Annotated in this window: 21 protein-coding genes; 5 read left to right on the top strand and 16 right to left on the bottom strand. The window is 36.2% G+C overall.

Features of this window, described 5'->3' with window-relative positions; translation table 11 throughout:
* Positions 1–101 precede the first annotated feature (101 nt).
* Complete coding sequence (locus tag CAR_RS01815) at positions 102–953, bottom strand: DegV family protein (RefSeq protein WP_013710021.1); 852 nt, start codon at positions 951–953, stop codon at positions 102–104.
* A 182-nt stretch (positions 954–1,135) separates the two neighbouring features.
* Between CAR_RS01815 and CAR_RS01810 the strand changes: the two genes are divergently transcribed.
* Together CAR_RS01810 and CAR_RS01805 are read left to right on the top strand one after the other, a co-directional pair.
* Positions 1,136–1,774, top strand: coding sequence for a YigZ family protein (locus CAR_RS01810; RefSeq protein ID WP_013710020.1), 639 nt, complete (start codon positions 1,136–1,138; stop codon positions 1,772–1,774).
* Between the two features lie 149 nt (positions 1,775–1,923).
* Positions 1,924–2,973: an LCP family protein gene (locus tag CAR_RS01805; RefSeq protein ID WP_013710019.1), complete on the top strand. Its 1,050-nt coding sequence runs from the start codon at positions 1,924–1,926 to the stop codon at positions 2,971–2,973.
* Positions 2,974–3,018: 45 nt separating this feature from the next.
* On the opposite strand, the gene CAR_RS01800 is transcribed toward CAR_RS01805, so the two are convergent.
* The 15 genes from CAR_RS01800 to CAR_RS01730 form a co-directional block, all read right to left on the bottom strand.
* A complete protein-coding gene (locus CAR_RS01800) occupies positions 3,019–4,098 on the bottom strand; it encodes a glycosyltransferase family 4 protein (protein WP_337999049.1) in 1,080 nt (359 codons plus the stop codon).
* A gap of 139 nt (positions 4,099–4,237) precedes the next feature.
* Positions 4,238–4,954 (bottom strand): GntR family transcriptional regulator, encoded by a 717-nt coding sequence (locus tag CAR_RS01795; protein WP_013710017.1) that lies wholly within the window; start codon positions 4,952–4,954, stop codon positions 4,238–4,240.
* Positions 4,955–4,964: 10 nt separating this feature from the next.
* A complete protein-coding gene (nagB, locus tag CAR_RS01790; RefSeq protein WP_013710016.1) occupies positions 4,965–5,672 on the bottom strand; it encodes a glucosamine-6-phosphate deaminase in 708 nt (235 codons plus the stop codon).
* 33 nt (positions 5,673–5,705) lie between these two features.
* Positions 5,706–6,836: an N-acetylglucosamine-6-phosphate deacetylase gene (gene nagA, locus CAR_RS01785; RefSeq protein ID WP_013710015.1), complete on the bottom strand. Its 1,131-nt coding sequence runs from the start codon at positions 6,834–6,836 to the stop codon at positions 5,706–5,708.
* Positions 6,837–6,910: 74 nt separating this feature from the next.
* A complete protein-coding gene (locus CAR_RS01780) occupies positions 6,911–8,809 on the bottom strand; it encodes an LTA synthase family protein (protein ID WP_052303127.1) in 1,899 nt (632 codons plus the stop codon).
* Positions 8,810–8,845: 36 nt separating this feature from the next.
* Positions 8,846–9,790 (bottom strand): glycosyltransferase family 2 protein, encoded by a 945-nt coding sequence (locus CAR_RS01775; RefSeq protein WP_041556764.1) that lies wholly within the window; start codon positions 9,788–9,790, stop codon positions 8,846–8,848.
* A 134-nt stretch (positions 9,791–9,924) separates the two neighbouring features.
* Positions 9,925–10,752 (bottom strand): ammonia-dependent NAD(+) synthetase, encoded by an 828-nt coding sequence (gene nadE / locus CAR_RS01770; protein WP_013710012.1) that lies wholly within the window; start codon positions 10,750–10,752, stop codon positions 9,925–9,927.
* A 124-nt stretch (positions 10,753–10,876) separates the two neighbouring features.
* A complete protein-coding gene (locus CAR_RS01765; protein WP_041556076.1) occupies positions 10,877–12,355 on the bottom strand; it encodes a nicotinate phosphoribosyltransferase in 1,479 nt (492 codons plus the stop codon).
* 80 nt (positions 12,356–12,435) lie between these two features.
* Positions 12,436–13,857, bottom strand: a complete 1,422-nt coding sequence (locus CAR_RS01760; RefSeq protein ID WP_013710010.1) for a glycosyl hydrolase family 28-related protein — start codon at positions 13,855–13,857, stop codon at positions 12,436–12,438.
* Positions 13,858–13,886: 29 nt separating this feature from the next.
* Positions 13,887–14,342, bottom strand: coding sequence for a SprT family protein (locus CAR_RS01755; RefSeq protein WP_013710009.1), 456 nt, complete (start codon positions 14,340–14,342; stop codon positions 13,887–13,889).
* Positions 14,343–14,512: 170 nt separating this feature from the next.
* A complete protein-coding gene (locus CAR_RS01750; RefSeq protein WP_013710008.1) occupies positions 14,513–16,690 on the bottom strand; it encodes a Tex family protein in 2,178 nt (725 codons plus the stop codon).
* A 155-nt stretch (positions 16,691–16,845) separates the two neighbouring features.
* Positions 16,846–17,682: a metallophosphoesterase gene (locus CAR_RS01745; RefSeq protein ID WP_013710007.1), complete on the bottom strand. Its 837-nt coding sequence runs from the start codon at positions 17,680–17,682 to the stop codon at positions 16,846–16,848.
* A 72-nt stretch (positions 17,683–17,754) separates the two neighbouring features.
* On the bottom strand, positions 17,755–19,272 hold the full coding sequence (locus CAR_RS01740) for an ABC transporter permease/substrate-binding protein (RefSeq protein ID WP_013710006.1): 1,518 nt from the start codon (positions 19,270–19,272) through the stop codon (positions 17,755–17,757).
* 1 nt (position 19,273) lies between these two features.
* Positions 19,274–20,254: an ABC transporter ATP-binding protein gene (locus tag CAR_RS01735; RefSeq protein WP_013710005.1), complete on the bottom strand. Its 981-nt coding sequence runs from the start codon at positions 20,252–20,254 to the stop codon at positions 19,274–19,276.
* A gap of 39 nt (positions 20,255–20,293) precedes the next feature.
* Positions 20,294–21,028, bottom strand: coding sequence for a metallophosphoesterase (locus CAR_RS01730; protein WP_041556762.1), 735 nt, complete (start codon positions 21,026–21,028; stop codon positions 20,294–20,296).
* 193 nt (positions 21,029–21,221) lie between these two features.
* Here CAR_RS01730 and CAR_RS01725 point away from each other — a divergent pair, with 193 nt between their 5' ends.
* The 3 genes from CAR_RS01725 to CAR_RS01715 are packed head-to-tail and all read left to right on the top strand — an operon-like array spanning position 21,222 to position 24,030.
* The gene (locus tag CAR_RS01725; RefSeq protein WP_013710003.1) at positions 21,222–22,085 is read left to right on the top strand and encodes an efflux RND transporter periplasmic adaptor subunit; all 864 of its coding nucleotides are present in this window, start codon (positions 21,222–21,224) and stop codon (positions 22,083–22,085) included.
* Between the two features lie 14 nt (positions 22,086–22,099).
* Complete coding sequence (locus CAR_RS01720) at positions 22,100–22,789, top strand: ABC transporter ATP-binding protein (protein ID WP_013710002.1); 690 nt, start codon at positions 22,100–22,102, stop codon at positions 22,787–22,789.
* 14 nt (positions 22,790–22,803) lie between these two features.
* Positions 22,804–24,030, top strand: a complete 1,227-nt coding sequence (locus tag CAR_RS01715; protein ID WP_013710001.1) for an ABC transporter permease — start codon at positions 22,804–22,806, stop codon at positions 24,028–24,030.
* The last annotated feature ends 20 nt before the right edge of the window (positions 24,031–24,050 follow it).

Genomic DNA, 24,050 nt, shown 5'->3' with positions numbered 1-24,050 from the left:
AAAAAAGGCTCGGGATTCTATTTATCCCAAACCTTTACCTATTCAACTATTCGTTCTATAATGTCATTCACTTTTTACTTGTATAAAATAATATAATGGCTTTATTTGCTTGTCTGATCTTCTGCCCAAGTTATACCTAAAGCACCTTCACCTAAGTGTGTGCCGATAACTGGACCAAAGTAACTGATCTCATAACGTAATGTTGGGTACTGCTGTTTTAAATCTTCCATCCACGCTAGAGCTTCTTGCTCAGCATTAGCATGAATAATCGTTGTAACGATCGGATAACCTTTTGCGACATCTTCTCCTAATAGTTGTTCGATTCTTTTAAGAGCCTTTTTCTTCGTTCTTATTTTTTCAAAAACCGTAATTTTTTTATCTTCGAAATGCAAAATAGGTTTTATCTTCAATAATGAACCAATCATTGCTGACCCATTAGACAGTCGTCCTCCGCGAACCAAATGATTTAAATCATCTACCACAAAATAAGCCTGCAAGGTTTTTTGTATTTTTTCAAATGTATGAAAAATATCTTCAACGGTAAAACCTTCTTTAGCCATTCTTGCTGCTTCTAATACAAAGTAACCTTGTGCTGAACAACTGATTCCCGAATCATATGGGTAAATTTTAAAATCTTCATAGATAGCAGCTAAACTTTTTATCGTATTGTAAGTTCCACTCAGCTCACTCGATAAATGAATACTTATAACAGCATCATACGTTTTAAATAGCTCATTAAATAACACTGATGCTTCACCTATAGGTGGTTGTGAACTTGTCGGTAAAGTCTCCATTGTTTTAACTTTTTCAAAGAAAGTAGCAGGGTCTATTTTTGTTTCTTCAATAATTTCTTTTTCCATTATAACCGATAACGGTAATCTATAAATGGAATACTTTTCACACTGTTCATCAGTTAAATAAGCTGTACTGTCTGTTACCACTGCAATTTTCAATTTATCGCCTCACTATTAATTTTTCCCACAGTCTAGTGGCCAAGTTAAAATTATATCATACTTTTTTTTTTGTTAAAACTCCTTCTTTAGTAGATCACTTTTCTATTGCTCTTGTTCAATTCTTATACTAACGGTACACTATTTGTATAAGACACTTACTTAGTTTAAGGAAAGGACTAACTATGTTAACTCATTACTATACCATTGAAAAAGATGGACAATTTGAATTTGAAATAAAAAAGTCTCGTTTTATTTGTCATTTAAAACGTGTATCAGATGAATTACAAGCTCAAGAATTTATTCAGTCTATAAAAAAAGAACATAGCAAAGCTAACCATAATTGTGTAGCTTATCTAATTGGCGATCATAATGAAATTCAACGTGCTTACGATGACGGAGAACCTTCTGGTACGGCCGGGGTTCCTATGTTAGAAGTTCTAAAGAAAAGAGATCTTAAAAACGTTGTGGTTGTTGTTACACGTTATTTTGGAGGTATCAAACTTGGTGCAGGAGGTTTGATACGTGCTTATGGAAAAGCTGTCAGCCAAGGTTTAAATGCGATTGGAGTTGTTGAAAGACGACTACACACTCAAGTAACGATTACTGTTGCTTATCCAGCCTCGGGAAAATTGGAAAACTCTCTACGTGAGGCGAACTATGCTATTAAGGATATTGTTTATACTGATGTTGTTTCTTTTTTATGTCTCATTGATCACGAACAATTAACTGATTTCCAAGCTAACGTTATTGAGTGGCTCAATGGTCAAGTAACATTTAAACTAGGAGAAGATGTTTATTGTGACGAAAGGATTGTAAATTAAATATTAAGAAATGATTACATTTCCGAATAATCTTCCTACTTGTATTCATTCGTGATAAAATAAACAGGATATTTTAGGCTATATGCGCCTAGATAACAAGTACCACTTGATCAGTCCAAAAGCAAATGATTTTCTGAAGGAGAATGTGTGTGAAGAAACATCCTAATACTAGTAGAAGTGCGTCATATATTGATAAACGAAAAAAAAGAAAGAATACGATTATTCTTAGTATCTTGATTCCAATTATGATTATTATTTTAGGGGCAGCGGTTTATGCAGCTAAGCTTTATGCAACTGCTCAAAAAACAATTGACGATTCTTATCATGAACTAGACCGTAGTAAAGAAGTTGTAGTAGATCCAATTAAAGAAACCACTTCTATTTTAATCATGGGTATTGATGATACAGAAGAACGCGACCTTGGAAGTGCAAGAACCGATTCGCTAATCTATTTGACTATCGACCCAAATAATCATGAAGTTAACATGGTCAGTATCCCTAGAGACACGTATACTCCAATCATGTATCAAGGAGAATACGTGCGTGAGGATAAAATCAATGCAGCTTATGGTAAGGGAGAAGAACAAGCAACAATTGAGTCCGTTGAAGAATTGTTAGATGTTCCTATTCATTACTATGTGACCTTTGATTTTGACGCCTTTTTGAAAATCATAGATGCATTAGGCGGCATTGAAATGGATGTTCCAATAGCTTTTTCAGAACAAAATTCTGATGGCAAGATGAATCAAATCACCTTAGAAGAAGGTTACCAAACATTAAATGGTGAAGAAGCGTTAGCCTTGGCTCGCACAAGAAAAATTGATAATGATGTTATGCGTGGAGAAAGACAGCAATTGTTGATACAAGCAATTGTTGAAAAAGCCTTAAGTGCTGGTTCCATTTCAAAATATACAGATGTCATAGAAGCAGTTGGTTCAAACATGCGTACTGATTTGACCTTTAATGAAATGCTAGGGATAGCTCAGACAGGATTAGAGGGCTCTTACGCCTTTAACTCTTATACCTTTGAATGGACAGATTTCACAATGAATGGAGCAAGTCTGGTTGAACTTTATCCAGACAGCGTTGATTTTGTCAGTCATCGTTTCCGAGTAGCTCTTGGATTAGATTCTTTAGATGAACGAGATGATGAAGATTATGAATTTGAAACAAACGGCCTAACAAATTACGCTTACTAAAAAAAACGGGTACAAGACTTAAAAGTCTTGTACCCGTTTTTTTAGTTATCTTTTTCGATTTAATTTTTTTGCAAAACGTCTAAATCTAGATAATAAGGGTCTTCTTTCTTCGCTAACTAACCCAATTAATTCCATGAACAACTCCAGCCCAAGCAGTAAGCCTACCGTTAACATAATAGATCCCCAAAAAGTAGACAAAGGATACATCAATGCAATTAATGAAAACATAGCGGCAATACTATAAATAGCAAGTACCGTTTGTCTGTGGGTCAAGCCTAACGTCATTAAACGATGGTGCAAATGCATTTTATCCGCACTCGAAATTGGTTTTCGATTTAACCGTCTTCTCAATATAGCTGCAACCGTATCTGTAATCGGTATGCCTAGTATGACAACCGGTATGATAACGGTGATCAATGTTGCGTTTTTCAGTCCCTGAAGCGACATAATAGATATCATAAAGCCTAAAAATAGAGCACCTGTGTCGCCTAAAAAAATACGCGCTGGAAAAAAGTTATAGGGCAAAAATCCAATGGATGCTGCAACAAGAGTGAAAATCATGATTGGAACAGCTACATCAGCTATCGTTAAAAAGAAGAATCCAATAATACCCATGGTTGTTAAAGCAATAATTGAAACTCCAGTTGCTAACCCATCTAAGCCATCTATTAAATTGACAGCGTTCGTAATAGCTAATATCCATATTAACGTTATGGGTAAGCTAAAGACTCCCAACTGTATTTTTCCAATTAATGGTAAGGTGACGAGATCCATTCGTATATCAGCTACATAGTAAATGATTAATGCAGCTATTATGATACCCAAAAGCTTCATTTTTGGAGAAATCTCGATTAAATCATCGATCATTCCTGTAATAATAATTACCGTAGAAGCAATAAATAACGGTAGAACTTGTTTAATTGGAATCGGCTGTAGAAAAAATAGGGAAAAATAAAAAGACAAGTAGATCGCCAATCCACCTAAAGTTGGCATCGCCTTTACATTTACTCGTCTTTCGCCAGGCTTGTCTATAGCATTTACTTTTAATGCCAATTTTTTTATTAGCGGCGTCAGCATAAAACTGATTATGATCGTTAATAAGCAGAACACCAATACTTGAAACATATCATACATAAAAAAGAAACCTACTTTCAAAGCCATTCTTGCTCTCATTATACAAACTTAATGGCTAAAATACAATTGCAATTTAGTTTTGACTGGACTGAGGAACTTTAACAGCAAAAAAATTTACGCTAATTGTTGCTTAGCGTAAATCCTTTTCTAAATAAAATTCAAATCTTTCCCCAACGTATTGAGTACGAACATACTCAAATGGCAAGTTTTCTTCTGAGTAACTGATTTGTTTCAACTGAAGAATCGATTCGCCACGTTTTATAGATAAATACTCCGCAATTTTTTCAGAAGCACGCATAGCGGAAATTGTTTGTTCCGCTCGTTTAACCGTGATGCCTTGTTCCGCTTCTAAAACTTTATAAAGTGATTTAGTAATTTCTTGTTTTCCTAATGATTCAACAAGATGATACGGAATCGTAGCCACTTCAAAACAAATAGGAATATCATCTGCGTATCGAATGCGTTCCATTCTTAAAACCATTTCTTCTGGTTCAAGCTTTAAATTTTCTGCTTCACTTACACTAGCAGGCTTGACATGATAAGAAATCGTTTTACTTGTAGGTTTTCTTCCTTGTGAAGTCATAATGTCGGTAAAACTTTGAATACCAGCCATTTTTTCTTGTACTTTTTTATTGGATACATAGGTTCCAGAGCCTACTTTTCGCTCTAATATTCCTTCATCTACCAGAGTTTGTACGGCTTGTCTCAAGGTCATTCGGCTGACATTAAATTGGATAGCTAAATCTCTTTCAGAAGGAATACGCTCTCCTATTTTCCAAACTTCTTGTTCTATCATTTTTCTTATTTGATTATGAATTTGAATATAAATTGGTGTCGCCTTAGCCATGAGTTCGCTCCTATCGTTGCATTAATTTCGCTGCTGCTTCATCTACAATCATAATCACATTCTTATGATTTTGCAAGATGCTTGCCGGAACTTCTTCCGTTACAGGTCCTTCTACAGCTTTTTTAATAGCTTCTGCTTTTGTTTCACCATACGCCATTAAAATAATCTTTTCAGATTGCATAATTGATTTGATTCCCATTGAATAAGCTAAACGTGGAACGTCTTCAGCATTATCAAAAAAGCGTTTGTTTGCTTCAATAGTAGATGGCACTAATTCTACTTTATGCGTTGTTAAATCAAAAGAAGTACCTGGTTCATTAAATCCAATATGTGCATTACTTCCAATACCTAAAATTTGAATATCAATTGGGTGTTTTTCAATAATTTGATCATAGCGTTCACACTCTTGTTTTGCATCTTTAGCCATTCCATTGGGCACAAATGTTTCTTTGAATGGTTTCTTAGAAAATAACTGTTCTTCCATAAAATAATGGTAGCTTTGAGGATCTGTAGGAGCAAGTCCAACATATTCATCTAAATTAAGAGCGGTCATATCTGAAAAATCCACGTCACTTTGGATCATTTCGTGATACAACGAAACAGGTGTACTTCCTGTAGCTAATCCTAATACTTTTGCTCCTTGTTCCATACCTTCTTTAATCAATTCAAATGCTTTCTTTCCGCCTTCTACGTTATCTTTCACAATAATTATTTCCATTTTTAATTTCCACCTTTTCTTTTCGATTCTAGTTTAATAAACCATTTTTCCGTAACTAAATGTATGCTCTACATCAAATTCACTATTCATTACGATCATATCGGCATCTTTACCCGCTTCGAGACTGCCTTTTTTACTTAAACCAAATTCTCTTGCTTGATTGACAGAAGTCATTTTCACAGCATCCTCAATGGAGCAACCTGTAAAAGCCATAATATTTTTAAATGCATCATTAAACGTCAATACACTTCCTGCTAACGTTCCATCTTCTAATCTTGCTTGATTATTTTTTACTAGGACTTTTTGCCCGCCTAATTCGCTCTCGCCATCAGGTAAACCTTTTGCACGCATCGAATCCGTGATGACTTCAATCCGGTCTGGTCCTTTAATTTTATACGCTAAGTTGACCATATCAGGATGAATATGATAGCCGTCAACAATCATTTCTGTATAAATTGAGTCTTCTAGAAACGCATGTCCTGTTACTCCTGGCTCGCGATGATGCAGCCCTCTTTGTGCATTATACAAATGTGTAATATGAGAGGCTTTAGAGTCCATCAACTGAGCTCTAGTTGCATTGCTGTGACCGATTGAAAGAACAACGTTATTATTCATACAATAATCTTCAAATTCTGACGCATCACTAGTTTCAGAAGCATAAGTGACTAAGCGAATACGATTTCCACTTAATTTATTCCATTTTTCCATTTGTTTTGCATCTGGTATGCGAATGAATTCTTCTGGTTGTGCTCCTTTAAACTCTTTTGATACAAATGGACCTTCTAAATGAATTCCTTGAATCACAGGATTTTTACTAGCTGCTTCATTGATGGCGATAAGTGCTTTATCAATTGCTTCATAAGACTGTGTCATTGTTGTTGCAAAGTAAGAAGTGATGCCTTCTTTATACATTTCTTGAAGCATCTGATTGATCTCATCTGCACTGCTGTCCATGTTGTCATAGCTATAACCACCATGACTGTGAACATCAATAAAACCTGGTAAAATTATTTTTCCAGCAGCATCTTGTTCTTGATCTGTTGATTCTTTTTTATACTCACTCATTTTTCCTACAGCTAAAATTTCTTCTGAAAAGCGAATAAACGCATTTTCAACTTTTTCTTTTCCTGTGTAAATAGTTGCATTTATTAGTACATTAGCCATTTTGTATTCTCCTTTGCTCTTTTTTATTATTATAAATGGTATAGACCAAAAAAGCAAGCAAAAAAGTAAAGCACTTAATCTTCAAAAAAATCATGTGCTTTACTATAATTTTCACCTACCGTAACATCGTATTGAATCATATCGTATATCTTTAACAACTCTTGTGTGTTTTTTGAAAGGTCTCCTCGTTTTGCAGCTACAACTGTTGAATCACGTTCAAGGTATGTCCCTTTTTCAAAAGCAGGCAAGGCCTCTTCCAACTCCATTAAAAAAGCATGGTAAGGAGTAACTTGAGCATTTGCAATGTCTAAAATATGATTCATGTAATAAATAGGACTAATGGTTCCCATTGTATCGTAGTTTTCAGCAAAATTAGAATAGATGAGCAATGGCGTTTGGTGCATTTTTAAACGTCCATTCGTTTCGACTACAGTCTCATTATAAAAACTTGGCAGGTGGTCTCCCCAAAAAACAACGATCGTTTTTTCAGTTGATTGACCTATTGTTTCTAAAAATTCATTTAATGCATCATCACTATATGCTAGATCTTGTAGGTAATTGGCTGCTTCTCTAGCATTTCCTGTCCCTTGAGCAGAATAGTTTGTATTAGGGTATTTACCGCTGTAAACCATATGGTTCTGCATCGTAACCAGATGGATAAAATCAGGCTCTTGTGTTGTTTTCATTTGTTGCAAGACTTCTTGATAAGCGGATTCATCTGAAATATACGGATTCCGATCTTTTTTACCCACAAACTCCATAGTTGTTTCCGTCAAAAACGTTTTAAACCCTAATTTTTGGTAAACTTCATTTCGTTTATACATCGTTGTATCATACGGATGAATAGCCGTTGTGGCATGACCCTGCTGATTCAGATAAGAAACAACTGATGGCAACTCGTTCATCCTAGAAACCAATTGCGTATAAGGAGTTGTTAAACTAGCAGTCATCGGCTCCATTGACAAGCCCGTTAAGGCTTCGAATTCGATATTAGCTGTTCCACCTCCATAACCTTGAGATAACATCGTTCCACTTAAGGAAGTGTCCTTTAATGCTCGTAGCTTCGGAATCGGGTCTTTTGAAACGGTAACTCCTTCAAGAGCTGTGGGATCTGAAAAACTTTCATTCATGACATAAATAATATTTACGTCTTTTAGTGATGCTAATCTTGTCTGATTTACTTTAACTGCTTTTTCTTCATATTCTTGAACAATTTTTATTATTTGTTCTTCTGAATACCCTGTTGGTTTGGTCATAGCTTCTACACCCAGGTTATATAAAAATCCACCTATGAAACCATTGTTGTAATAATTCATTTGCTGACTGTAAGGAATCCAGTAAGCATGTCGGTCATAAGCAGCTTTCACCAAATTACTCGGCTGATTAAACCCTAGACTATAAAAAAGAATAGCGCTTGTCACAATGAATGTGACGCCTCGTACAAACCAATTCCATTTTTTTTGTTTAGAATCAATAAAGGTTTTTGACCTCTTTTTATGCTTAATAAAAATAGATATGCTTAGTATGATGGCACTGATTAGAAAAATACTGATGACTAAAAGCAGCTTGCTATCGATCATTTGGATCAAAAAAGGCAACTCTTGAATCATGGTCAAGTCAGATGGATACAAAGGCTCGCCACGTAAAGCCATTTTTTGTTGTGTCGTTATACCTGTTGCGACTACCGCAACTGTCAGAGTAAGGGTACTCAACCAACGCGAACCACCTATGGCTGTTATCCATAAGTAGATAGTAAACAGCAAAAATACCCCTATTAAAAACATCTCTGTATGCCATTGAAAGGCAAATTTTACGGCTAAAGAAAAACTGTATTGATTTTGAAAAAATTGCAATAAGAAATTTCCTATAAATGAAGCAATCAAACCTAGTAAGACCGTATTCAAACACTCTTTAAAAACAGTTGGATAGCGGTACGTAGACGAACTCATTTGTTTTCCTTTTAGTTTTCTCATTTCATACACCTTCACTAAAAAATTCTTGATTTGTCGTTAATTTTTTTTATTTTTGTCGGTTTCTTTCAAAATGTAGATGGGTCTTTTCTTTGATTCCAAATAGGTTTTTCCTAAATATTTGCCTACTATTCCTAAACAAAATAGCTGCAATCCACCAATAGCCAATATAATGGTAACTAAAGAAGGCCAGCCGGCTGTTGGGTCATCAAATAAAACCGTTCGGATAACAATCACGACCATAAAGAACAGGGCAATAAAAAAGGAAAATAATCCTACAAAAGAAGCTATTGCCAATGGAATATCGGAAAAATCAACAATTGCATCCAACGAATATTTAAATAAGGACCATAGTGACCAAGACGTTTTTCCGGCAGCACGCTCTTTATTTTCATACTCTAAATAAGTTGTATCAAATCCTACCCAGCTAAAAATCCCTTTTGAAAAACGGTTAACTTCCGTCATGGAAAGAATGGCCTCGACCATTTGACGAGTCATTAATCTGTAATCACGCGCTCCATCCACAAATTCAACCGCTGAAATGCGGTTCATGAGCCGATAAAATTCTTTGGCTAAAAATGACCGGATAGCCGGCTCACCTTTTCGACTTACCCTTCTAGTTCCTACACAATCATATTTTTCCTGACGTATAAGATTAAGCATCTGAGGCAATAGTTCCGGAGGATCTTGCAAATCAACATCCATTACTGCTACGTAATCTCCCGTAGCATGCTCCAGTCCTGCAAATAATGCAGCTTCTTTTCCAAAATTTCGCGAAAAGGATAAATATCGGATAGCATCGGGGTATTTTAATGCCATTTTTCTCAACACAGTTAATGTCTGGTCTTTCGAACCGTCGTTAACAAAAATATATTCAATACTTATATTTGCTAAGGTTGGCCGGATTTTTTCAACTGCAGCAAAAAAAAGGGGGATTGTTTGCTCCTCATTGTAACAAGGAACCACAAGTGACAATTTTTCCATTTCCACTACTTTCACCTCTTTATCTAATTTTTGAACAGTCATAAATGAATAATGGTTGTCTGTAACAGAAAAAAGCTGGAATAAATTTCCCAGCCTTTAAGTGTCTCCTATCTCCATATATTCCTGGTTCTTTTTTATTTCCAAAAATCATCAAAAATAGTGATTGGAAGATGACGTTTATGTTCTGTTTTCACGTACCAATTTTCAATTTTTTGCGCTGCTTCTTCTGGCACATCTTTACCCTCTAAGTAATCATCAATTTGATCGTAAGTGACACCCAAAGCTTTCTCATCTGGTAAAGAAGGTTTATTTTCTTCTAAATCAGCAGTTGGGATTTTTTTGTATAGATGTTCAGGCGCCCCTAGTTCTTCTAATAAAGCTTTTCCCTGACGCTTGTTTAATCTAAAGATAGGATTAATATCGGTACCGCCATCTCCAAATTTTGTGAAAAAGCCAGTAACCGATTCCGCAGAATGATCCGTACCTACTACTGTCCCATTATGACTTCCAGCTATCGCATATTGAATAATCATACGTTGACGAGCTTTGATATTTCCTTTTACAAAATCACTCACAGATGTCCCACTATCTTCTAGTGTTTTTACTGTTGCATCTACTCCAGGCTTTACATTCACTTTAACTACTTTATCCGCTTCAATAAAAGCTATTGCATCCATAGCATCTTTTTCGTCTGCTTGTTCGCCATAAGGAAGACGTACAGCAATAAATTGATAATCATTGTCTCCAGTCTCTTCGCGCAATTCTGTCATAGCCAACTGGCTTAATTTCCCAACTAATGTAGAATCTTGTCCTCCACTAATACCTAATACTAGCGTTTTTAAAAATGACTGTTTCTTCAAATAGTCTTTTAGAAAATCCACACTTTTTCGCACTTCAACCTTTGGATCAATAGATGGACGAACACGCATTTCCTCAATAATTTGGTTTTTCAAATCTGACATAACTGTAGCCTCTCCTCTTTGATTAATCGTTAAACGTAGTATAGCATAGTTCTTTTTACGGCTCTAATATTTCTAATTTCAAAAAAAGAATCATTAACTGATTCTTTTTTTTACTATTTTACTGTTAGATAATTGGTTTTTTCGACATTTTATTCACGTCATCACGTGCTTTTTCAATGGACTTAATTTTATGATGATACGCTGATTGAGATAAATCTACTGGGTAAGCTTCCGGATTCAAGCTGCGTTTGTACTCTTCCCAAAGCATTCCTAGACTGACTTCAGCATACGTTTTAATTTCCGTTAATTTTGGCAAATCATATACTAATTTTCCATCTACAAAAATTTCTTTCAGCAGAGGTCTAGCACTAAAATTCGTTACTGTTTTATTAATATATGTGTGTACCGGATGGAACATGAACAATTCTTCCTTTTGATCGGGTCTTTCTTCCCAAAGAGTGATGTAATCGCCTTCTGACTTCCCATCATCATTCTTAGTGATACGCCATACTTGTTTTTTACCAGGAGTTGAAACTTTTTCAGCATTACTGGAAAGTTTCAATGTATCCACCATATTGCCTTGTTCATCTTCAATGGAAACCAATTTGTAAACAGCTCCCAGAGCAGGTTGATCATAAGCAGTAATCAGTTTGGTTCCTACACCCCAAACATCGATCCGTGCACCTTGCATTTTTAAATTTAAAATTGTTTTTTCATCTAAATCATTTGAGGCATATATTTTTGCTTCAGTAAATCCAGCATCATCAAGTTGTTGACGTACTTTTTTTGAAATGTATGCCATGTCTCCACTATCAATACGCACACCTAAAAAGTTGATTTTGTCACCAAGTTCTCTTGCAACTCGTATAGCATTTGGCACACCCGATTTCAATGTGTCATAAGTATCAACGAGAAAAACGCAATCTTTGTGTGTCGTAGCATACGCTATGAATGCATCATAATCATTCCGGTAAACTTGTACTAATGAATGTGCATGTGTTCCGCTCACCGGTATATCAAATATTTTGCCTGCACGTGTATTGCTGGTAGCGTCGCACCCTCCAATAAAAGCAGCTCTTGTTCCCCAAATAGCCGCATCCATTTCCTGTGCTCTTCGTGTACCAAATTCTAAAACAGGCTCATCTTTTACAATTGATTTGATATTAGATGCTTTGGTTGCAATCAAGGTCTGATAATTCAAAACATTTAAAATAGCTGTTTCAACTAGTTGGCAATCTGCTAAAGGACCTTCTACTTGAATAAGCGGTTCACCTGCAAAAACAACTTCTCCTTCAACCATCGAACGAATTGTTCCTTTGAATTTAAAATCTTTTAAATAATCTAAAAATCCTTCTGGGTATGTGTTTAAACTTCTTAAGTAATCAATGTCACTTGATGTAAACTTTAATTTTTGAATGTACTGTACAATGCGTTCTAAGCCAGCAAAAATAGCATACCCACTATTAAAAGGGTTGCTTCTAAAATAGGATTCAAAAACCGCATGTGAATCTGCTTTTCCGAGTTCCCAATACGTTTTCATCATATTTATTTGGTATAGATCAGTGTGTAATGCCCAACTGTCATCTGGATATATCGTATTCATTACTCTTCCCCTAACTCTCATTTTTTCCTTTTTATCATACCATAAAAGCTTGAAAAAAAAGATGGTTTCAACATTTTATCTCATTCATTTCCATCATCTATATATACCCGTCCAGTTTCTTTCCCGAGACGAATAGGTTTTTTAGCTCCTTCATAATTTTTTAATCGAATTTCTTTGATGGCTACTTCTCCTGCACGGTATTGAACAGATAAAGCAATTTTATCTAAACGATTTTCAAGTTTTGTTATTGTGAAAAAATGATGGATCGCTACTTTTTGATAAGCTGATACTACTAGCGCTCTTGGAGTCGAGGCTGTATACAACTTTGTCACTTGAGGGTAGCAAGCTGCAAGAAAGGTTGCCCGTATACCAAATGCTGACATAGAATACGACTCTTCTGCTTGGTGGTGACCAATGTGTCTAAAATTGTATGAGCGGTTATCGTGGTCCGAAAAATGGCCAATGATTTGGGTATCGGAGGCTGCAGAGCTTGTTTCATGTGCTTTTATTTCGACTCCTCCAAAACAAAAAGCCGTATGGTTATTCGTCAAGGTGACATGTTGTGAACCGTCATCGATCTCAATTCCATTTGAGTTTGAATAGCCCTTTTTATGAGCACGACCACTAGGATGATGAGCATAAGAGTTAGAGATGAATATATAATCACTATGGTGAGTCGTTATCCCATCATCGCCAAAACCACTGGCTTCAATTTGGTCTATCCAGATATACTCACTACCACCTCTTGCTCTAAGACCATCTCCAAGATAATTGTATACTGGAGATGTGACATCAATGCCATGCAGTCCTGGGTCACTGATTTTCACATTACGAACGAGTGCATACTTAACGTGAGCTAAGGTAATGCCACTGGAAAATGTCCCACCACTAGCTGTTTTTTCATGCCCCTTCAATCTTGCAACGTTCCAGTCTAAACTCATTCCTTCAATACGAATGTGATGATTTCCATTTAAATAGTGTTTATTTGTGATCAATCGTGTTTTTTTAGGAGCATCTTTATGCAAAATGAGAACAGTTTCGTCTATGCCACTTCCAATCAATTCTGTACAAGAAGGGAGCTCAATTCCTCTAACGACATATTTGCCTGGTGGTACGAGGACACGTCTATACCCGGAGGAAAGTGCTTTTTTAAAAGCTTTTGTACAATCTAATTTACCATCTCCGATTGCCCCATAATCAACTACTGAAACAGTCGTTAATTTATTTTCCAACCAAGTCATTTCATAGTCTAATACTATTTTCCAAAGTGGAGAAACTTTTCCATTTTGATCGACCAAGACAGGTCTTTCTGTAGTAAAGTCAGTCTTAGTCCTACTGGGGCCATTTATCTTTAGGCCATTCATTTTAGGTTCAGCCAATCTGCCAGTTAACGTACGAAACAAGTCTTCCGTTTGCTTAATTGCTCGTTGTTTTTGCATTGGACTTTCGTACATTGGAAAAATAGCCGTTAATTTTTGCTGGATCGCTTGCTCTTGATTCATTCTCTTCCCTCCTAAGGTCCGCTCGTTTCCTATTGAATCTCAATATACACTAATTTACCTCTACATTGACCACAAACATATTTCTGTGTATTAACTTTGCGCTGTCGGTAAATCACTTGAGAACATCCTTGGCATTTGTAAAGTAGTTTTTTCTTTACTGCCTGAGGTTTGCTTAACGATTTTACAAATCTTGATCCACCAACAGCTGTTAACAATTGTTTGAATTCTTTGTCTTTGTGTTGAAAACCAGCATCTGATAAATGCAAATGGTAATGGCATAATTCATGCTTGATCACTCCTAAAAATTCTTCCAATCCAAAAGCTTCTAAAATCCTTAGATTAAAATCTAGATTATGGGATTTTAGATGATAGCGTCCTCCAGTTGTGCGCAAACGAGGATTAAATACTGCTTCATGTTGAAAAGGTAACCCAAAAAAATCATGTGAGGTCTTTTCCACTAAGGTTTGTAGTTCCGCTTGATTCATAACTTACTCTTCCTTTTCCAATTTTCATTTTGCTTCCTAATCTGTTTACTTATGGTTTATTTTACAAGTTTATACGTTGTCTCACAACTAAAAGCCGTTACGAAAAAAGAGGATGGGAAAAAATCCCAGCCTCTTCTCTATATACGAATATTTATGCTAAAATATATCACTTATTCTTTTGGTTTCAACATTGTTAAGGCGATTCGACCTTTTTTCAGATCCACACTATCAACCCAAACCGTCACAACATCGCCTACAGAAACAACATTTGTTGGATGTTGAATGTAGCCTTTGCTTAATTTAGAAATATGAACCATTCCATCTTGTTTGACTCCGACATCTACAAATGCTCCAAAATCAACCACATTTCTAACCGTTCCTTCTAATTCCATACCCGGTATTAAATCTTCCATGCTTAAAACATCTGTACGCAATAACGGAGCTGACATTTCATCTCTTAAGTCACGGCCAGGTTTTGACAATGCCTGTAGCATATCTTTTACAGTTTCTTTACCTAAACCAACTTGCTCAGCCAATGCTGCTACGTCCATTTTCTCCAAAACTTTCTTGGCTTCTAGACTCCCAACATCTGATAAAGTTAATCCAGCTAATTCTAAAATTTGTTTTGCCTCTTTATAGGTTTCTGGATGAATACCTGTATTGTCTAAGACATTTTTTCCGTCAATGATGCGTAAGAATCCTACAGCTTGTTCATAAGCTTTAGGGCCTAAGCGAGCAACTTTTTTCAATTGAGCACGACTTTCAAAGCGACCATTGTCTTCACGGTAAGCCACAACATTGGTAGCTGTTGTTTTATTTAATCCAGCAACGTGTTGCAATAAAGGTGTACTTGCAGTGTTTACATTTACACCCACTTGGTTAACTGCCGTTTCTACAACAAAATCCAAGCGTTCTTCCAAGCGTTTTTGAGAAACATCATGTTGGTATTGACCAACACCAACTGATTTAGGGTCAATTTTTACAAGTTCAGCTAAAGGATCTTGCAATCTGCGGGCAATGCTAACCGCACTTCTTTGCTCAACTTGCAGATCAGGGAACTCTTCACGAGCTGTCTTACTTGCTGAGTAAACAGATGCACCCGCTTCATTTACAATCACGTAGAAAACTTGTCGTTCCATTTCTTTTAAGTTTTCCGAAACAAAGGTTTCAGATTCACGGCTAGCTGTTCCGTTTCCAATTGCGATCATTTCAACTTGATACGAGTCAATCAATTTTTTGAATTTAACTGCGGCTTCAGCACGTGCAGCTGCACCTGCTGGTTTGTGTGGATAAATCACATCAATCGCAAGCACCTTCCCTGTCGGATCAATAACCGCGAGTTTACAACCTGTACGGTAAGCCGGATCTAATCCTAAAACAATCTTACCCTTTAGTGGGGCTTGTAGTAATAAATTACGTAGATTTTCTCCAAAAATATGAATGGCTTGTTCTCCAGCTTTTTCTGTTAATTCTGCACGGATCTCACGTTCAATAGATGGTCCGATGAACCGTTTATAACTATCTTCAAAAGCTGCTTTTATAAAAGGAACCGCAGTGGAATTAGACTGCTCAATTAATTGTTTTTCCAAATACTCATGAATTTTTTGTTCGTTCAAATCAAAAGAAACTTTTAAGATATCTTCTTTTTCTCCGCGATTCATCGCTAAAATACGATGAGATGCAACTTTTGTCAACGGTTCGCTGTAGTCATAGTACATTTCAAAAGTTCCTTTTTCATCTTTATCAGCATTTTTAACTTTAGCTTTGATTGCCCCATTTTTAGAACTGTATTCCCGAATCCAAGTTCTGTAAGTTGGTTCATCCCCAATTCGTTCAGCAATAATTTCGTGTGCTCCAGCTAATGCCTCTTCACCTGTAGCAATTTTGTGTTCTTCATTGACGTATTTTTCAGCTTCCACTTGTACATCGGTCGTTGGAAATGACAACAACCATTGTGCTAGAGGTTCTAAGCCACTTTCTTTAGCTATCGTGGCTTTTGTACGTCGTTTTTGTTTGAATGGACGATACAAATCTTCCACTAACTGCATTTTTGTCGCTTTTTTAATTTTACCTTCAAGTTCTGGTGTTAATTTTTCTTGTTCTCCAATACTTCTTAAAACGTCATTTTTACGCTTTTCTAAATTTGTTAAGTATTGATGACGTTCTTCTATTTCGCGTATTTGGACTTCATCCAGCGTATCGGTCATTTCTTTCCGGTATCGAGCTATAAATGGGACTGTATTCCCTTCAGCCAATAGATCTAAGACTGTTGTTATCTGCTTTTTAGAGTAGCTTTTTAATTCATTTTTTAATAAATCTATTACAATTGATTCGTTTGTTTCCATCATGTATTTCTTCCTCTCTCGTTCCACTTTACTTAACTATTTTACCATAAACATATGAGGCTAACCAAACTCCTCTTAAATACAACTGTAATTTATTAACTAAACAAAAAAGTATGCAAAAAGAGTTTAACCTTTTTGCATACTTAGCTCACTTTTAGTTACTTCGTTCTTTCTGGCAATTGAAATGTCAGTAGTGCATTTACTACTTCTGCTTCCGGATCTTTGGTCAGCCAGTGTTTCGAGCCTCCCAAACAAGCACAAATATAATTCACTTGGTCCTCTACTAAGGTTTTTCTGAAATGGACATGACCCATAATACTATAAACAATTGGGTAGTTTTTATACAGCTTTTCATAAGAAGAGCTTCCTAGAAAAGCATTAAAATAATCATATATTTTATGTGGCAATGACACAACAAATTTCGGATGAGTAACAACATGAGTCATCAAGATAACTTTTCGGTTTCCAACAGATTGAAGATCAGCTTCTAACTTATCTAACATCCATTGGGCAACTTGTTTATTGCCTTCTCCCCAATGGACATAACGTTTATCTTGCCATACACCAACTCTCAATTTCATATCATCGAATTCTGACTTAGTGTATTTCCCCTGATTCGCGTAGCCATAATCATACCAACCGCCATTACCAACCACTGCCCATTCGTCATTCAAAATATACGGTTTGTTCAATAAACTATCTGGTTGGTTCTCAAAAAACCGGTAGATTTTTTTTGTATCTGTTTCTCCATTTCTTAATGACCAAAAGTCATGATTTCCTGGGACAAATAAAATAGGAATACCACTTTTGTCTGTGACTTCATCTATAAATTGTTGAGACACTAAATAATCGCTACTGATATCCCCAGCAATTAATAGGACATCGATGTTTTGGTGGTTAATTTGTTTGACAATAATGTTCGCAAACGTTTCTGTTCCATTTAATTTTTTCTTATTGGTATCAATGTGTAGATCTGATAGCACACCAATTTTCATAAAAATCTCCTTTATTGCATCTTGTACAAATATTTTATCTTTCTCTTCTTACCCTACCCGTGTAAAAGCTTTTCAGTCTTTTAGCAAGCCTTTTTCAGTTAAATATTTTAGCGCGACATCACTTGCACTAGCTCCAGTTACATTTACAGCATAATTCATTTCACGCATTTCTGCATCCGTAATTTTTCCAGATAATTGATTTAAACTGTCTTCAATTTCCGGAAACTCCTCTAGCGTTTCGTTCAATAGTAACGGAGCTCCTTGATAAGGTGGAAATAATCCGCGATCATCTTCCAAAACAACTAGATCATATTGAGCAAGTTCGCTATCCGTTGAATACGCATCTACTAAATTGATATCTCCTGTTTCAATTGCTGAATAGCGAAGTTTTGGTTCCATTGTTTGAACCTCTCCAAAACTCAATCCATATAAATCTTGGATCCCTAGATACCCATCTTGACGATCAGAAAATTCTAAAGTAAAACCGGCTTTAATTTCTTCTGCAATTGGGACCAAATCTGAAATGGTTTCAAGCTGGTATTCTTCTGCTAGTTCTGAAGTAACCGCAAGCGTATAGGTATTATTAAATGCCATTGGTTCCAATAAAGTCATATTATACTGATCTGCTAAACCATCTCTAGCTTGTTGGTAAACATCTTGTTCATTTGTTGACGTCAATTCTTCATTTAAAAATGTTGCCAGAATTGTTCCTGTATATTCTGTGTAAATATCAATATCTCCTGATTCTAATGCATTGAACACAAAAGTGGTTTTCCCCATATTCGGCTCTAATGTGACAGCCACATCTGTTTCATCTTCAATCAAGTATTTATACATATTCATAATAATTTCGGGTTCTGCACCTAATTTCCCGGCAATAACCAGTTCCTCTTTGTCTTTCATCAAAAGCGGTGCAACCAGTAACCCTAAAATAAGAATACTAAGTATGCCTAGTGTAGTCACTGTTTTCTTAAACGAGATTTTTTCAAATATGCTCAAAAGGTAATCAAAGAAAATTGCTAATAAAGCAGCAGGGATCGCTCCTAATAAAATCAGGTAGTTATTTCCGCGATCGATTCCTAATAAAATAAGGCTTCCTAATCCACCGGCTCCAATTAAAGCCGCAATAGTCCCAGTTCCAATGATCAAGACCATTGCATTTCGAATTCCTGCCATGATGATGGGCATAGCAAGCGGAATCTGCACTTTAGCGAGCTTTCTCCATCGATTCATTCCCATTGCATCTGCTGCTTCAATTAGTGATGGATCTACTTCCATTATTCCAGTGTAGGCATTTCTTAGAATAGGCAATAAAGCGTAAAGAACCAACGCTATAATAGCGGGTACAGATCCTATTCCTACTAAGGGAATCATTAATCCTAAAAGGGCTAGCGATGGAATGGTTTGAAAAATAGACGTAATTTGGATCATAACAGTTGCTGATTTTTTATGCTTAGTTAAGTAAATAGCTAGTGGAATTGCTATAATTACCGCTATAAATAATGAAATAAATGACAGTTGCATATGTTCAATCAAAGCTGTTAATAAATCACTTTTTCGTTCTTGAAAAGTGGCAATAAATTCATTCATACTAGTTCACCACTCTTTCTTGTTCAACATCGATTTCTTGTGCCAAATAATTGAGCAGTTGTTGCTTTGTAATCTTGCCTATCTTCTGGCCGTTAGTTTCTTTGATGATCACAAAATCTTCTTTAGCTAAAGCGACCACCAATGCATCAATCGTATCCTCAGGAGATAAATAGATCTTCGCCTCTTCAATAATTTCATCAAGTTCTATTTGTCCTGCTTCTATGAGATGTTGAATTGTTGGCGGCTCTTTCAACTCACTAATTCCCATCTGTAAAAAGTTCCGAACAAAATCATTTTTGGGGTGTTTCCGAATCTCATCTGGCGTTCCTATTTGTTCTATTTTCCCGTTATTCATTAAACAGATGCGATCTCCTAAAGCCAATGCTTCTTGCATATCATGTGTTACAAAAACAATCGTCTTATTCAATTTTTTTTGCAGCTTAGCCACATCTTTTTGTAAATTACGTTTACTGATAGGATCTAAAGCACTAAAGGGTTCATCCATTAGAATGATATCAGGGTTAGCTGCTAACGCTCGGATAACGCCAATTCTTTGTTGCTCTCCGCCTGAAAGCTCAGAAGTTTTACGCTTTCGATAAACATCTGGATCTAGATCAACACTCGAAAGAAGTTCAGTCACTCTTTCTTGCATATCTTCTTTAGACCATTTCTTCATTTCAGGTACAAGTGTAATGTTTTCTTCAACCGTCATATTCGGAAACAGAGCGATTTGCTGCAGGACATACCCGATATTCCATCGTAGCTCTTGCAAATTATAGTCGCTGATTGGTTTGCCCTCTATCCGAATAAAACCAGACGTTAACGAAATCAATCGATTAATCATTTTTAAAGTTGTTGTTTTCCCGCTACCACTGGGTCCAATAAGCACGAAAAATTCCCCAGCTTTTATTTCTAAATTTATATTTGATACTACGGGTTTTCCTTTTTCATATTCTTTAGAAACATTTTCAAAAAGTATCATCTTCTCTCTCCTTTAAACCCCATTTTGTTTAGTCTACAGTTATGTCAATCCATCCCAGACGTAACCTTTATTGTCTAATTTGATATCTCTAACTAATTCTTTTTCATTAAATAGTACCCCATGAAGTGCACCACCGTATACAGCTCCTCCATCTATTCCTATTTTGTTATCTTTTATCCATAAATCAGTCGTTTGATTGTCTCCATATAAAAATGGTGTAATCGTATGGCCAAATACAATGATCTTTCCGGTAGTATTTTTCGCTTTATGAAATACATCTCGAATCCAGACATAATCTTCACTAGATGTTTGATGCCAGTCACTTTTTGATAAGTCAACTCCTGCATGAACAAATAAAAAACGTCCCCATTCATAGTAAAGAGGCAATGACTCAAGGAATGGTTGCAAGGTAGGGTATCGACTATTTAAAAACATCACGATTTCTGTAGGCGAATATTCCGCATCTAACCCCGGATGCAAGAAAGTTTCAAGAGTTTTCATCCCACCGTTCAAACAATACAAATCATAGTTCTGTTCAGGATGTTTCAAAAAAGCTAATAACATGTCTTCATGATTTCCTTTTAAGTAAATGGCGTCTTTTTTTTCTACAAGTGATTGTGCCAATATGAAACAGTCTTTTGGGTTCTCTCCCCGGTCTCCTAAATCACCAATCAAAAGCAACTGCTGTGTTTCTTCATTCCAGTTTGTTAGCATTTGTTGGAACAGTGTAATTTGACCATGAACATCTCCAATTGCAAACAGTTCTCTCTTCATCATCCAACACCTCATTAGGACTTTTCATTATTATACCAGTTGTCGGATTATTTTTATAAAATAATGGTTTACCATCTTTTTTTATATAAGCCATTAGTCTAGACTATAAAAATAATAATCCTTATAATAATCCTTATAAATGAACGAGAGGTTACCAATACAAATCACACTACTGAAGGGATGACGAGTTGCTATGAATTGGAAAAAAGGACTTGGAATAGTTGCAGCAATCGCGGTCTTAGCATTTATTATTTACAGTGTCACAGAATCCAATACGACAGATGAAATGATAAAGGTACAAACAGCAAAAGTAACACAAGAATCAATTGAAGAACGGTTAAACACAACTGGATTAATTGAATCTGCTCAAACTCAGTCTGTCTTTGGCCAAGGTATGGTCCAAGAGGTATCTGTAAGTGTTGGCGATGCCGTTGAGGAGGGTGATGTCCTCATTTCATATAGCGATGGAACAAATCAAACTGCTGAATTCAGCGGAACCGTTACATCTGTTAATGCACGAGACAACCAAATAGATCTTAGCAGTCAAAGTGGCGATCCAGCTATTTCACTAGCTAATTTGACTAATCTACAAGTTGTGGTTGATCTCAGCAAATCAGATGCTCAACTTGTTAAAGAAGGTCAAGTTGCGCTTTTGACTTCTGGAGAAGATGTATTTAATGGAACTGTCTCTCAACTTGATCCTATCGCTACTACCATAACCAATCAAACGGGTACACCTGCTGCTACTTTAAAATCTATTATTTCCTTTGATACACCACCAGAGAATTTATTTGTAGGTTTCGATATTGATGTTGATATCATAACCAATACCGCAGAAAACGTTTTGGCCATTCCCATAGAATCTTTAATGTACGACGCAGACAATAAACCCTATGTTTATGTTGTAGAGAATGGACAAGCCATTGCTACAACAATAGAAACAGGTATTCAATCCACTACTCATGTAGAAGTAACAGATGGATTGACTTTAGATCAAAGCATTGTGTTATCACCAGATGATACAATTCAAGATGGTACCAAAGTGACCATTGACTAGAAAGGAGTTCTACTATGATTCAGGTTAAAGATATTGTTAAGACCTATACAACCGGTTCGGAAACTTTGGTAGCTTTGGACTCTATTTCTCTGGAAATAATGGCTGGTGAATTTACAGCAATAATGGGTCCTAGTGGATCTGGCAAATCAACTTTAATGAACATAATAGGTTTATTAGACCGTTTTGATTCAGGTACTTATATACTGAATGGACAAAATGTCAGCGATTTAACCGACAATGAAAGTGCAAAAGTTCGGAACAAAGAAATTGGTTTTGTCTTTCAATCCTTTAATTTAATGCCTCGGATGTCCGTTTTAGAAAATGTTGCGTTGCCTTTAGTCTATGCGGGCGTAAAACCGAAAGAAAGGAAAGAACGTGCTTTAGCGGCCTTAGAACGAGTTGGATTAAGCAATCGCGTCAAGCATAAGCCAAACGAAATTTCTGGTGGTCAAAAACAACGTGTTGCCATTGCTCGAGCAATCGTAAATGAACCTTCTGTTTTGATGGCGGATGAACCTACTGGAAATCTTGATTCTAAAACAACTGTTGATATCATGCGTATTTTTCAAGAGTTAAATGCTGAAGGAACAACCATCGTGATGGTCACTCATGAGCCTGAAGTAGCGTTGTACACTAAACGAATTGTTACATTTAGAGACGGCGCATTAGTAAACGATCAGCTGCAGCAGAACAAATTAATGTAGAAAGGAATTTCGGCATGAATATTCATGAAAATTTTAAAATGGCCGTCGATAGTATCTTTTCAAATAAATTACGCTCTATTTTAACGATGTTAGGCATTATTATAGGAATTGCTGCTGTTATCGCTATCCTAGCTGTAGGAAATGGTGCAACTTCAGAGATCACAAAAACGTTTAATGATTTTGGCGCATCTACTATTTCGTTGTCCGTCAGCGATGAAGCATCTTTTGATGCAACAATTACAGATGCAGATATTGAAGCTCTAAAAAGTTCCATTCCAGAAATCACACGTATCTCTCCAGATAATACAGCGAATACTACTGTGAGGTCTGATTTTGAAAACCGTTCAGCTTTAGCCTTTAGTGGTACACCAGATTTGCAATACACAAACCAGTCAATGGAAAGCACTATTGTTGCTGGTCGGTATTTCAATCAAAATGATTATGAGGATGCAAAAGAAGTCGTTGTAATCAGCGAAGATACCGCTACAGCTCTATTCAATGGCCGCCAAGACGTTATTGGTGAAACGATCCAGCTGATTGGAAATACAGGAAACGTGTTGAACTTAAAAATCATAGGAATCGTAGAGGGAACCTTTCAAGAATTACAAGGATCATTTGACCTAAGTCAAATGCCTTTATCCTTAGCACTTCCCCTTACAACAATGGAAAAGTTAAATCCTGCTGTAGCTGTTATCAATAGTTTAACGGTTCAAGTAACGGATAAGGACGCGATAGAATCTGTCTCTAATCGTATGGTTCGTTTATTAGAAACCAGACATGACTTTGTAGGTGATGATTACTATACAGCAACTAATTTTTTACAAGCTTTAGATCAAGTCGATTCTGTATTAGGTTTATTCGTCAACTTTATAGCTGCCGTCGCAGCCATTGCTTTATTAGTAGGCGGAATCGGTGTTATGAATATTATGCTGGTATCCGTGACCGAACGCACGCGGGAAATCGGAACAAGAAAAGCTTTAGGTGCTACAACTAATACAATTCTTTTCCAATTCTTAATGGAAGCCGTCATCTTAACTTTGATTGGCGGAATCATTGGACTTGTATTGGGTATACTTCTTGCAAATGGTATTTCCAACGCCTTAGATATTGTACCTAATATCACTTTAGGTTCTGTTATTTTAGTACTCCTTTTCTCTACTGCTGTTGGGATATTCTTTGGTATCTACCCAGCTCGAAAAGCAGCAAAGTTAGATCCAATAGAAGCCTTAAGATACGAATAATTTTAAAAAGTAACTTTATG

This window comes from Carnobacterium sp. 17-4 (assembly GCF_000195575.1).
GTDB lineage: Bacteria > Bacillota > Bacilli > Lactobacillales > Carnobacteriaceae > Carnobacterium_B.
Note: the sequence above shows the minus strand (reverse complement) of the source record. Positions and strands in the feature narration are given on the sequence as shown.